The sequence below is a fragment of the Streptomyces sp. APSN-46.1 genome (assembly GCF_022815725.1).
Taxonomy (GTDB): Bacteria; Actinomycetota; Actinomycetes; order Streptomycetales; family Streptomycetaceae; genus Streptomyces.
The window spans coordinates 92,517-105,321 of the sequence record NZ_JALGRF010000011.1 but is presented as its reverse complement, the minus strand read 5'-3'; the positions used below and the strand labels follow the sequence as shown (position 1 = coordinate 105,321).

Below are 12,805 nucleotides of genomic sequence, written 5' to 3'. Positions count from 1 at the left end.
TTGGAGCTCAAGCCTTCCGCTCACGCCGACACCTTTGCCCGCGACCACCTGCCGCCCGCCCACACCTGGCCGCAGCTGCTCTTCGAGCTGCCCGGGCTGTCCTATCCGGACCGGTTGAACTGCGGGGCCGAGCTGCTCGACGCCACCATCGCCCGGTTCGGGCCCGACCGCCCGGCGTTCCGCGGCGGTGACGGCGAGGTGTGGACGTACGGCGCTCTGCGCGAGCGCGTCGACCGCCTCGCCCACGTGCTCACCTCCGATCTCGGGGTGGTCCCCGGCAACCGGGTGCTGCTGCGCGGCCCCACCGGGCCGTGGCTCGCGGCCGCGTGGCTCGCGGTAATGAAGGCGGGCGCGGTGGCCGTCACCGTACTGGCCCAGCAGCGCGCGCAGGAGCTCGCCACGGTATGCGCCATGGCCGAGGTGCGGCACGCCCTGTGCCATGTGGCGGTGCTCGACGACCTGGCGAAGGCCGACGTACCGGGGCTGCGGATCACCGCGTACGGCGGCGAGGCCCCGGACGACCTGCTGCGCCTGGCCGAGGCCCACCCGGAGCCCTACACGGCCGTGAACACCTCCGCCGACGACGTCGCCCTGATCGCCTTCACCTCCGGCACCACCGGGCGCCCCAAGGGCTGCATGCACTTCCACCGCGATCTGCTGGCCGTCGCCGACACCTTCTCCCGCGAGGTGCTCAGACCCCGCCCCGACGACGTCTTCGCGGGCAGCCCGCCGCTCGGGTTCACCTTCGGGCTCGGCGGGCTCGTCGTCTTCCCGCTGCGCGCCGGGGCCTGCTCGCTGCTGCTGGAGCAGGCCACGCCGCGGCTGCTGCTGCCCGCGGTCGCCGAACACCGGGTCACCGTCCTGTTCACCGCGCCCACCGCGTACCGGACGATGCTGGACGCCCTGGGCCCGTACGACGTCGGGGCCTACGACCTGTCCTCCCTGCGGCGCTGCGTCTCGGCGGGCGAGAACCTGCCGGCCGCCACCTGGCAGGCCTGGTACGAGCGCACCGGCCTGCGGATCATCAACGGCATCGGGGCCACGGAGCTGCTGCACATCTTCATCTCCGCCGCCGACGAGGACATCCGGCCGGGTACGACCGGACGGGTGGTCCCGGGCTGGCAGGCCCGGGTGGTGGACGCCTCGGGACGGCCGGTCGCGGACAACGAACCGGGGCTGCTGGCGGTGCGGGGCCCGGTGGGGTGCCGCTATCTGGCCGATCCGCGGCAAGGGGAGTACGTACGGGACGGATGGAACCTGACCGGGGACACCTACGTACGGGATCCGGACGGGTACTTCCGGTATGTCGCCCGGGCCGACGACATGATCATCTCCTCCGGTTACAACATCGCGGGACCGGAGGTCGAGGAGGCCCTGCTACGCCACCCGGACGTGGTGGAGGCGGCGGTGGTCGGGCACCCCGACGAGCGGCGCGGGCAGATCGTGGTCGCGTACACCGTCACACGTGAGGGTGTGGTGCTGACGGAGGAGGCCCTGCGCACCTTCATGCGGTCCGAGCTGGCCCCGCACAAATGCCCGCGGTCCTTCGTCTTCCTGCCCGCCCTGCCCCGGACCGCCACCGGGAAACTACAGCGGTTCCGGCTGCGCGATCTAGAGTGAACCCGTGGCCGAGCAGCACACCCCGCGATCCCTGATCGTCACCTTCTACGGCGCCTACGGGCGGGCCTTCGAGGGACCCGTACCGGTGTCCGCGCTGATCCGCCTGCTGGGCGCGGTCGGCGTGGACGCCCCTTCGGTCCGCTCGTCGGTGTCCCGGCTGAAGCGGCGCGGCTTCCTGCTGCCCGCCCGGGCGGCGGACGGCTCGGCGGCCTACGAGCTCTCCGAGGAGGCCCGGCAGCTGCTGGAGGACGGCGACCGGCGGATCTACGGGGCCGCCGCCGATCTCTCGGAGGAGTGGCTCCTCGCGGTGTTCTCCGTCCCGGAGCAGGAGCGGAACAAGCGGCACCTGCTGCGCTCCCGGCTGGCCCGGCTGGGCTTCGGGAATGTGGCGCCGGGGGTGTGGATCACCCCGGCCCACCTGGCCGAGGAGACCGGGCACACCCTGGACCGGCTGCACCTGACGGCGTACGTGGAGCTCTTCCGCGGCGCCCACCTAGGCTTCGCCCCGACCGCCGAGGCGGTGGCCCGCTGGTGGGACCTGACGGCGCTGGCCAAGCAGCACGAGGAATTCCTCGACCGGCACGAACCCGTTCTGCGCGCCCTCCAGTCGGGCCCCGAGCCGACCCCGGAGCAGGCGTACCGGAGCTACCTCCTGGCCCTGGACACCTGGCGCCGCCTCCCGTACGCCGACCCGGGACTGCCGCGCGCGCTGCTCCCCGCGGACTGGCCGGGCGACCGCGCGGCGGCGGTCTTCGCCGACCTCCACGCCCGCCTGCGCGACGCGGGCGCGCGGTTCGTGGAACCGTAGGCCTCGTCCGCCCGGGCAGCGCCTTAAGCGCGGCCCGTCGGGGGTTTGCGGCTGCCCGCGCGGTACGGGGGCGGCCAGGGGGCGGACGGGCCCGCGTAGGACTGGTCGGCCGCCGCGTGCAGGGTCCAGTGCGGGTCGTAGAGGTGGGGGCGGCCGAGGGCGCAGAGATCGGCTCGGCCCGCCAGGAGCAGGGAGTTGACGTCGTCCCAGGAGGAGATGGCGCCGACGGCGATGACCGGGACGCCCAGGGCGTTGCGGATGCGGTCCGCGTAGGGGGTCTGGTACGAGCGCCCGTACTCCGGGGTCTCGTCCGCCACCACCTGGCCGGTGGAGACGTCGATGGCGTCCGCGCCGTGGGCGGCGAAGGCGGCGGCGATCCGTTCGGCGTCCTCGGGCGAGGTGCCGCCGGGGGCCCAGTCGGTGGCCGAGAGGCGGACCGTCATGGGCCGGTCGTCCGGCCAGACCTCGCGGACGGCGTCGAAGACCTCCAGCGGGAAGCGGAGCCGGTTCTCCAGCGGACCGCCGTAGGCGTCGGTGCGGTGGTTGGTCAGCGGGGACAGGAACCCGGACAGCAGGTAGCCGTGCGCGCAGTGCAGTTCGAGCAGGTCGAAGCCGCAGTCGGCGGCCCGTACGGCGGCGGCCGCGAAGTCCGAGCGGACCGCGGCGAGTTCGGCCGTCGTCAGGGCGCGCGGGAGGGCAGAGACGCCCGGCCGGTACGGCAGCGCGGAGGCGGCGACCAGCGGCCAGTTGCCCTCCGGGAGGGGGTCGTCCATGCCCTGCCACATCAGCCGCGTGGAGCCCTTGCGGCCCGAGTGGCCCAGCTGGACCCCGAGCGCCGTGCCGGGCGCGGAGGTGTGGACGAAGTCCGCGATCCGGGTCCAGGCGACCGCCTGCCCGGCCGTGTACAGGCCGGTGCAGCCGGGGGTGATCCGGCCGTCGGCGCTCACGCAGACCATCTCGGTCATCACCAGCCCGGCCCCGCCCAGCGCCCGCGCGCCGAGGTGGACCAGGTGGAAGTCCCCGGGCACCCCGTCCTCGCCGTCGGCCGAGTACATGTCCATCGGCGAGACCACGACCCGGTTGCGCAGGGTCAGGCCGCGCAGGGTGAAGGGGGTGAACATCGGCGGTGTGCCCTCGTCCGGGCAGCCGAAGTCCCGCTCCACCGCCCGCGTGAACCGTTCGTCGCGCAGCCGCAGGTTGTCGTGGGTGACGCGGCGGCTGCGCGTGAGCAGGTTGAAGGCGAACTGCCGGGCGGGCTGGTCCACGTACCCGGCGAGCTCCTCGAACCACCGCATGCTGGCGGCGGCGGCGCGCTGGGTGCTGGCCACCGCCGGGCGCCGCGCCGTCTCGTACGCGGCCAGGGCCGCGGGTACGTCCGGCTGCGCGGCCACGGCTTCGGCGAGCGCGAGGGCGTCCTCGACGGCCAGCTTGGTGCCGGAGCCGATGGAGAAGTGCGCGGTGTGCGCCGCGTCACCGAGCAGCACCACGTTGCCGTGCGACCAGCGCGCGTTGACGACGGTGCGGAACCGCGTCCACGCCGAGCGGTTCCCCCGGAGGGGCCGCCCGCGCAGGGCCTCACTGAAGATCTTGGCGCAGCGGGCCGCCGACTCGCTCTCGTCGCACAGGTCGAAGCCCGCCGCCCGCCACACCTCGTCCCGCATCTCCACGATCACCGTCGAGGCGTCGGCCGAGTACGGGTAGGCGTGCAGCTGCATGACCCCGTGTTCGGTCTCCGCGATCTCGAAGCGGAAGGCGTCGAGGGCGAAGTCGGCGGCGAGCCAGATGTACCGGCAGTGCCCGGCCGTCTCCGTCGGCCCGAAGTGCGCGGCCCCGCGCTCGCGGGTCGCGCTGTGCACCCCGTCCGCCGCGATGACGAGGTCGTGGGAGGCGGCCAGCTCGAACGCGTCGGGGGCCGCGGCGCGGAACCGGAGCCGGACCCCGAGGTCCGCGCAGCGCTCGTGCAGGATCTCCAGCAGCCGGCGCCGCCCGAGCGCGGCGAATCCGTGGCCGCCGGAGGTCAGCAGCCGTCCCCGGTGCACCACGTCCACGTCGTCCCAGCGCACGAACTCCGCGCCGAGGGCGGCGTAGACGGCGGTGTCGGCCCGCTCGATGCCGTCGAGGGTCTCGTCCGAGAGCACCACGCCGAAGCCGAAGGTGTCGTCCGGCGCGTTGCGCTCCCAGACCTCCACGGTGTGCCCTTGCCGGGCCAGCAGCGCGGCGGCGTACAGCCCGCCCGGCCCTCCGCCCACGACGGCGACCCTCATGGCGCAAGCGGACATGGGACTACCTGCCCTTCCACTCCGGGGGCCGCTTCGCGGTGAAGGCGGCGTGGAACTCCGCGTAGTCCTGGCCGTTCATCAGCAGCGCCTGGGTGTTGGCGTCCAGCTCCACCGAGGCGGCCAGCGGCATGTCCAGCTCGGCCGTGAGCAGCGCCTTGGTCTGCGCGTACGCGAGGGCCGGCCCGGCGGCGAGGTGGGCGGCCAGTTCGGCGGCCCGTACGTGGGCCTTGCCCTCGTCGGTGACCTCGCTGAGCAGGCCGATCCGCTCCGCCTCGGGCGCGCGTACGGGCTCTCCGAGCATCAGCAGCCGGGTGGCGTGGCCGAGGCCGACGACCCGGGGCAGCAGGTACGCGGCGCCCATGTCCCCGCCGGAGAGGCCGACGCGGGTGAAGAGGAAGGCGAAGCGGGCCGTGGGGTCGGCGATCCGGAAGTCGGCGGCGAGCGCGAGGACGGCCCCGGCGCCGGCGGCCACCCCGTGGACGGCGGCGATCACCGGGAAGGGGCATTCGCGCAGGGCGCGGACGACCTGGCCGGTCATCCGGTTGAAGTCGAGGAGCTGGGCGGTGTCCATGGCGAGGGTGGCGCCGATGATCTCGTCCACGTCGCCGCCGGAGCAGAAGCCGCGCCCCTCGCCGCCGAGCACGAGGGCGCGCACGGAACGCTCCCTGGACAGTTCGGCGAGCAGATCGCGCAGGTCGGCGTAGGCGCCGAAGGTGAGCGCGTTCAGCTTTTCGGGGCGGTCGAGGGTGACGGTGGCCACGCCGTCCTGCCGGGTCACCCGGAGGTGGCGCCACCGTTCGGTCGCTGGTGTGGAACCGGTGAAGGGGCTCACGTTCTCGACGGTATCACTGAGTCGTGACTGCCGTCACAGAAACGCGACACATGGGCGCGCCGGAAAGCGCGCCGTATGACTATGCGGCGGGGGCCGCGAGCGTCGCGACGAGGACGGCCTTGATCGTGTGCAGCCGATTCTCGGCCTCGTCGAACACGACGGAGTGCGCCGACTCGAACACCTCGTCCGTCACCTCCAGCGAGTCCAGCCCGTGCCGCTCGTGGATCTCCCGGCCCACCTCGGTGCCCAGGTCGTGGAAGGCCGGCAGGCAGTGCAGGAACTTCACGTCGGGGTTGCCGGTGGCGCGCAGCACGTCCATGGTGACGGCGTACGGGGCCAGCGCCTCGATCCGCTCGTCCCAGACCTCCTTGGGCTCGCCCATGGACACCCATACGTCGGTGGCGACGAAGTCGGCCCCCGACACGCCCTCGGCCACGTCCTCCGTCAGCGTGATCCGGGCCCCGGCGGCCGCGGCGAGCTCGCGGGCCCGCGCCACCACGGACTCGGCCGGCCAGTAGGCCTTGGGCGCGACGATCCGTACGTCCATGCCCAGCAGCGCGCCGGTCACCAGGTAGGAGTTGCCCATGTTGAAGCGGGCGTCGCCGAGGTAGGCGAAGGCGATCCGGTCCAGCGGCTTGGCGCCGTGCTCGGTCATGGTGAGTACGTCGGCCAGCATCTGGGTGGGGTGCCAGTCGTCGGTGAGTCCGTTGAAGACGGGCACGCCGGAGTACGCGGCGAGTTCCTCCACGACCTCCTGACTGTCGCCCCGGTACTCGATCCCGTCGAACATGCGGCCCAGCACCCGGGCGGTGTCCTTGACCGACTCCTTGTGGCCCATCTGGGAGCCGGAGGGGTCGAGGTAGGTGGTGGAGGCGCCTTGGTCGGCCGCGGCCACCTCGAAGGCGCAGCGCGTGCGGGTGGAGGTCTTCTCGAAGATCAGGGCGATGTTCTTGCCCTGGAGCCGCCGCTGTTCCGTTCCGGCCTTCTTGGCCGCCTTGAGTTCGGCGGCGAGCTCGACGAGGCCGCAGAACTCGGCGGCGGTGAAGTCGAGCTCCTTGAGGAAACTGCGGCCGACGAGGTCGGTGGCCATGGGGACGCTCCAGAGTCGCACGGACAGGGGATGTTGGAACTATATACGATACTCCGTATTGATATACAGAACTGGCGTCAAACCCGTCAACCCGTCACACGGCGTCCCGCTCCACCGGACAGCTCATGCACCGCGGGCCGCCCCGCCCCCGCCCCAGCTCGCTGCCCGGGATCTCGATGACCTCGATGCCCTGCTTGCGCAGATGCGTGTTGGTCGTCACGTTCCGCTCGTACGCGACCACCACCCCCGGTTCCACGGCCAGCACGTTGCAGCCGTCGTCCCACTGCTCGCGCTCCGCCGAGTGCACGTCCTGCGTGGCGGTCAGCACCCGGATCGAATCCAGGCCGAGGGCCGCCGCGATCGCCCGGTGCATGTGCTCCGCCGGGTGGTCGGTCACCTTCAGCTCGCTCGCCCCGTCGCCCGGCTCGATCGTGTAGGAGCGCAGCATGCCGAGCCCCGCGTACTGAGTGAACGTATCTCCATCGACCATCGTCATCACCGTGTCCAGGTGCATGAAGGCCCGTCGCTTGGGCATGTCGAGCGCCACGATGCTGGTGGCCGAGCCGGCGGCGAACAGGCCCCGCGCGAGCATCTCCACCGCCTGCGGGGTGGTCCGCTCGCTCATCCCGATGAGCACCGCGCCCTTGCCGATGACCAGGACGTCCCCGCCCTCGATCGTCGAGGGGTAGTCCGCCAGACCCTGCGACCAGTAGTGGAAGGCTCCGGAGGTGGTGAAGAGCGGGTGGTGCTTGTAGATCGCCTCGAAGTGCACGGTCTCGCGCTGCCGGGCCGGCCAGCGCATGGCGTTGATGGACACCCCGTCGTAGATCCAGGCGGAGGTGTCCCGGGTGAACAGGTGGTTGGGCAGCGGCCCCAGCAGGAAGCCGTCCATGTCCAGGGCGTGGAAGCGCACCGAGACCGGCTCCGCGTGCCGTTCCAGGTATTCCCGCTTGGTCATCCCGCCGACCAGGGCCTCCGCGAGATCGGCCGAGGACAGCCCGTCGAAGGCGGAACGCAGGTGGTCGGTGGCGAGCGGCCCGTACTCCTTCTCGTCGAAGACCCGGTCCAGTACGAGGTGTCTCGCCTCGGGGATGTCCAGGGCCTCGGTCAGCAGCTCTCCGAAGAGGTGCACCTCCACGCCCCGGTCGCGCAGCACGTCGGCGAAGCCGTCGTGCTCCTGGCGGGCCCGGCGCACCCACAGCACGTCGTCGAAGAGGAGGGCGTCCTTATTGCTCGGTGTGAGCCGCTTCAGCTCCAGGTCGGGCCGGTGGAGGATGACGCGGCGAAGCCGCCCGGTCTCGGAATCGACATGGAATCCCATGTCGTACACGTTCCCAGACCGGACGGCTTTTTGACCTGGCGTCCGCTCAGCGCGGAGTCGTGAGGCCGAGGAGCGCCGACGGGGCGCCGATGAGTTCCGGGGCGGTCAGCCCCAGCTTGGGCAGAACCACGTTCGGGATCCCGTAGTTGCCCGCGTCCGGCATCGTCAGCGGGGCGCCGACGACCGCGCCGGGGGTGCGGGCGAGCAGGGTGGTCGCCGGTGACTCCAGGGAACCCTCGCCGTCCGTCTCCTTCGCGCCGAGCAGGTTCGGCACCGGGGAGGTGACGAGGGTCCGGCCGAGCTCGGCGTCGATCGGCAGCACCGGCAGCAGCGGGACCGGCAGCAGGTCGCCCGTGTGGTGGCGGGGCGCCTCGGGCGCGCCGACCATCGGCGCGGGAACCCCGGTGCCCACGCGCGGCGCGTCCACGCCCAGCGTGGTCTCCAGCACTTCCAGCGGGACACCCACCGGCACCGAGTCGGCCACGGCCGGGGAGGCCGCGCCGGCCGCCGCCATACAGGTCATGAGCGCCGCAATGCTTCCGCGCGCGGTCATCTTCATAGGTGACGTTCCGTCCTTCCAGGGTCGCGGACACTCCGCTGTCCTGGATGAACGATCCCGCCGGTGGTTTCCCCGGCGTTCTCCACGAAAGTTCCCCCATACGACCTAATTCCAGGCCGTATGGGGGCCCCGCCTTTACGGACGGGCTTTACGGGCGGCTCAGAGCCGGGGGTCGACCGGCTCCGACTCCAGGGCGAGCACCGCGAACACCGCCTCGTGCACCCGCCACAGCGGCTCCTCGGCCGCCAGCCGGTCCAGCGCCTCCAGCCCGAGCGCGTACTCGCGCAGGGCCAGGGAGCGCTTGTGCCCGAGGAAGCGCTCGCGCAGCCGCTCCAGGTGGTCCGGACGCGTGTACTCCGGGCCGTAGATGATCCGCAGGTACTCGCGCCCGCGCACCTTGACGCCGGGTTGGACGAGGCGCCCCTTGCCGTCCTTGGCGTACGCCTGGAGCGGCTTGACGACCATGCCCTCGCCGCCCGCGGCCGTCAGCTCCAGCCACCAGTCCGTGCCGGCCCGTACGGAGTCCTCGTCCGCGGTGTCCACCAGGATCCGGCCGGTGCGGCGCAGCAGCCCGGTGCCGGCCGCCTCGTCAGCGGCGACGAGCCGGTCCAGCCAGGCCAGCTGCTCGTCGTGCGGTACGGCGGCCAGCGAGCGCCCGGCCGCCGCCAGCAGCTGGAACGGGGCGAACCGGACGCCGTCCAGCCCGTCGGTGGTCCAGCAGTAGCGGCGGTACGCCTCGGTGAAGGCGGCCGCGTCGACGGCCCGGCCCCGCTGGCGCTCCAGCAGCTCCGCGGTGTCGATGCCCCGGGCACCGGCCGCCGCCAGGGCGGCGATGGCGTCCGGGAAGACGGCCCGGGAGGCCGCGCCCACGGCCGCGTACTGGTTGCGCAACAGGCCGCCGGACTTCAGCGACCAGGGCAGCAGCTCCCCGTCGAGCAGCAGCCAGTCGGTGGCCAGTTCCTCCCAGAGGCCGGCGTCGGTGATCGCCGCGCGGAGCCGGGCGAGGACCTCCTCGGTGACCTCCGGGTCGTGGAAGAACGCCCGCCCGGTGCGGGTGTAGACGGAGCCGGTCGGCCCCTCGACACCGAACCGCTCGCGGGCCGCCGCGGCGTCCTTGCAGACCAGGACGGTGGCGCGGGAGCCCATGTGCTTCTCCTCGCACACGACCCGCGCGATGCCGTCCTTGCGGTACTGCGCGAACGCCTCGGCCGGGTGCTCCAAGTAGCCGTCCTCCCGGGACGTCGCCGTCGGCGCCATGGTCGGCGGCAGGTACGGCACCAGCCGGGGGTCCACCGCGAAGCGGCTCATGACCTCCAGGGCCGCCGCCGCGTTCTCCTCGCGCACGGTGACGTTGCCCAGGTGCCGGGTCTCCACGATCCGGCGCCCGTGCACGTCGGCCAGGTCCAGCGGCCTGCCCTCGTGTCCCCCCGGCGCCTCGGCGGCGAGAGGGCGGGTGGGCTCGTACCAGACCTTCTCGGCAGGTACGTCGACCAGTTCGTGCTCGGGCCAGCGCAGGGCGGTCATCCTGCCGCCGAAGACGGCGCCGGTGTCGAGGCAGATGGTGTTGTTGATCCAGGCGGTGTTCGGGACCGGGGTGTGACCGTAGACCACGACGGCCTTGCCCCGGTAGTCCTCGGCCCACGGGTAGCGCACGGGCAGGCCGAACTCGTCGGTCTCGCCGGTGGTGTCCCCGTACAGGGCGTGCGAGCGGACCCGGCCGGAGGTGCGGCCGTGGTACTTCTCGGGCAGCCCGGCGTGGCAGACGACCAGCTTGCCGCCGTCGAGCACGTAGTGGCTGACGAGGCCCGCGATGAACTCCCGGACCTCCTGGACGAACTCCTCCGGTTCGCGGCCCAGCTGCTCGATGGTCTCGGCGAGACCGTGGGTCTGCTGGACCTTGGATCCTTTGAGGTAACGGCCGAGCTTGTTCTCGTGGTTCCCGGGCACGCACAGCGCGTTGCCGGACGTGACCATGCCCATCACCCGGCGCAGGACGCCGGGACTGTCCGGGCCCCGGTCGACGAGGTCGCCGACGAACACGGCGGTACGGCCCTCGGGGTGGGCGCCGTCCTCGTAGCCCAGCTTGGCGAGCAGGGTCTCCAGTTCGGAGGCGCAGCCGTGGATGTCACCGATGATGTCGAAGGGGCCGGTGAGGTGGGTGAGGTCGTTGAAGCGCTTCTCCAGGACGACCTCGGCGGCGTCGGCCTCCTCGACGGTGCGCAGCACGTGCACCTTGCGGAAGCCCTCGCGCTCCAGGCCGCGCAGCGAGCGGCGCAGATCGCGGCGGTGCCGCTGGATGACCTGGCGGGGCAGCCCGGCCCGGTCGGGGCGGGCGGCGTTGCGCTCGGCGCACACCTCCTCGGGCATGTCGAGGACGATCGCGATGGGCAGTACGTCGTGCTGCCGGGCCAGCTGGACCAGCTGGCGCCGGGCCTCCTGCTGGACGCTGGTGGCGTCGACCACGGTGAGGCGGCCGGCGGCGAGGCGCTTGCCGGCGATGTAGTGCAGGACCTCGAAGGCGTCCTTGCTGGCGCTCTGGTCGTTCTCGTCGTCGGCGACCAGGCCCCGGCAGTAGTCGGAGGAGATGACCTCGGTCGCCTTGAAGTGCTTGCGGGCGAAGGTGGACTTGCCGGATCCGGTGGCCCCGATCAGGACGACGAGGGACAGGTCGGTGACGGGAAGGACGCGCTTGCTGTCGGTGGTGGTCATGCTGCCCGGTCCTCCTTCGAGGTGTCGTTGTCGGTTGCGGCGCTCTGGGTGAGGACGGCCTGGGTGAAGACGGCCATCTGGGTCGGCGGCCCCACCTCGGGGTCGTCGTCCCCGACGGGAACGAACGCGACGGCGTAGCCGTGCCGTTCGGCGACCGCGGCCGCCCAGGTCCGGAACTCCTCGCGGGTCCACTCGAAGCGGTGGTCGCCGTGCCGGACGTGGCCGGCGGGCAGGGACTCCCAGCGGACGTTGTACTCGACGTTCGGGGTGGTGACGAGGACCGTGCGGGGGCGGGCCGCGCCGAACACGGCGTACTCCAGCGCGGGCAGCCGCGGCAGGTCCAGGTGCTCGATGACCTCGCTGAGCACGGCCGCGTCGTACCCGGCCAGCCGCTTGTCGGTGTACGCGAGGGAGCCCTGGAGCAGCCGGACCCGGTCGCTCTGGCGCTCCCCCAGCCGCTCCAGCCGCAGCCGCTTGGCGGCCAGGTTCAGGGCCCGCATGGACACGTCCACGCCGACGATCTCGGTGAAGGAGACGTCCTTGAGCAGCGCCTGCACCAGCTGGCCCTGTCCGCAGCCCAGGTCGAGGACCCGGGCCGCGCCGGCGGCGCGCAGCGCGGCGAGGATCGCCTCGCGCCGCCGCACGGCGAGGGGCACCGTCCGCTCGGCTGTGTCTTCGGTGGACCCAGTGGACTCAGCGGACCCGGCGGACTCGGCGGACTCGGTGCACGTCGCCTCGGCGACGGCGTTGTCGAGCTCCTCGACCTCGCTGCCGTCGGCCTCGGCCAGGCGGACCAGCTCCAGCCGGTCCATGGCGTCCCGGGTGAGGTGCTTGTGGCGGGCCAGGTAGCGGGAGGTGATCAGCGCGTGCTCGGGGTGCGCGGCGAGCCAGCCGTCTCCGGCGCGCAGCAGCTTGTCCACCTCGTCGGGTGCGACCCAGTAGTGCTTGGCGTCGTCCAGCACGGGCAGCAGTACGTACAGCTGCCGCAGCGCGTCGGCGAGCCGCAGCTCGCCCTCCAGCACGAGCCGTACGTACCGGGACTCGCCCCACTCGGGGAACTGCTCGTCGAGCGGTACGGATGTCACCGCCACCGAGTCCCAGCCCAGCGGGCCGAACAGCCTGCGCACGAGTTCCGCACCGCCCCGGGCGGGGAGCGCCGGGATCTCGACCCGCAGCGGGCGCGCCTGCTCCGGGAGCTCCGGGCGCGCGGTGCAGCGGCCGCTCAGGGCGCTGCCGAACACCGCGCTGAGTGCGACGGCGAGCAGCGAGGACGCGGCGTACGGCCGGTCGTTGACGTACTGCGCGAGCGCGGCGTCGGGCGCTCCGCCCCGGCCCTTGCCCTGACCGCGCCGCACGAGCGCGACGGGATCCACCTCCAGCAGCAGGGCCGCCGTGCACCGTTCGGCCGAGGCCTCGGGGTAGAACACGTGGGCGGTGCCGTGGGAGGTGGAGAACGTCTGCGCCTTCCCGGGATGCTTGTGCAGCAGGAAGCCCAGGTCGGTGGCCGGTCGTTCGGGGATGCCGGTGGTGGAGATCGTCAGGAACACATGGCCGATTGTCGCTGGTCACGCGCCCTGACCGCCTCCT

General features: G+C 72.7%; 9 protein-coding genes. 2 read left to right on the top strand and 7 right to left on the bottom strand.

Annotation, left to right across the window (positions count from 1 at the left end):
- Complete coding sequence (locus MTF65_RS24595) at nt 1-1,620, top strand: AMP-binding protein (protein WP_243631109.1); 1,620 nt, start codon at nt 1-3, stop codon at nt 1,618-1,620.
- Between the two features lie 4 nt (nt 1,621-1,624).
- Nucleotides 1,625-2,428, top strand: coding sequence for a PaaX family transcriptional regulator C-terminal domain-containing protein (locus tag MTF65_RS24590; RefSeq protein WP_243631108.1), 804 nt, complete (start codon nt 1,625-1,627; stop codon nt 2,426-2,428).
- 23 nt (nt 2,429-2,451) lie between these two features.
- Here MTF65_RS24590 and MTF65_RS24585 read toward each other — a convergent pair whose 3' ends face one another.
- The 7 genes from MTF65_RS24585 to MTF65_RS24555 all read right to left on the bottom strand — a co-directional run bounded on the left by MTF65_RS24585 (nt 2,452) and on the right by MTF65_RS24555 (nt 12,765).
- Nucleotides 2,452-4,692 (bottom strand): bifunctional salicylyl-CoA 5-hydroxylase/oxidoreductase, encoded by a 2,241-nt coding sequence (locus tag MTF65_RS24585; RefSeq protein ID WP_243631107.1) that lies wholly within the window; start codon nt 4,690-4,692, stop codon nt 2,452-2,454.
- Between the two features lie 19 nt (nt 4,693-4,711).
- A complete protein-coding gene (locus MTF65_RS24580; RefSeq protein WP_243631106.1) occupies nt 4,712-5,539 on the bottom strand; it encodes an enoyl-CoA hydratase family protein in 828 nt (275 codons plus the stop codon).
- A gap of 79 nt (nt 5,540-5,618) precedes the next feature.
- Complete coding sequence (argF, locus tag MTF65_RS24575) at nt 5,619-6,629, bottom strand: ornithine carbamoyltransferase (protein ID WP_243631105.1); 1,011 nt, start codon at nt 6,627-6,629, stop codon at nt 5,619-5,621.
- A gap of 94 nt (nt 6,630-6,723) precedes the next feature.
- Nucleotides 6,724-7,950 (bottom strand): arginine deiminase, encoded by a 1,227-nt coding sequence (locus MTF65_RS24570; RefSeq protein WP_243631104.1) that lies wholly within the window; start codon nt 7,948-7,950, stop codon nt 6,724-6,726.
- Between the two features lie 46 nt (nt 7,951-7,996).
- Nucleotides 7,997-8,509, bottom strand: a complete 513-nt coding sequence (locus MTF65_RS24565) for a hypothetical protein (protein WP_243631103.1) — start codon at nt 8,507-8,509, stop codon at nt 7,997-7,999.
- 159 nt (nt 8,510-8,668) lie between these two features.
- Nucleotides 8,669-11,218 (bottom strand): polynucleotide kinase-phosphatase, encoded by a 2,550-nt coding sequence (locus tag MTF65_RS24560; RefSeq protein WP_243631102.1) that lies wholly within the window; start codon nt 11,216-11,218, stop codon nt 8,669-8,671.
- A complete protein-coding gene (locus MTF65_RS24555) occupies nt 11,215-12,765 on the bottom strand; it encodes a 3' terminal RNA ribose 2'-O-methyltransferase Hen1 (RefSeq protein ID WP_243631101.1) in 1,551 nt (516 codons plus the stop codon). The genes MTF65_RS24560 and MTF65_RS24555 overlap by 4 nt, the downstream gene beginning before the upstream one ends.
- Nucleotides 12,766-12,805: the final 40 nt, after the last annotated feature.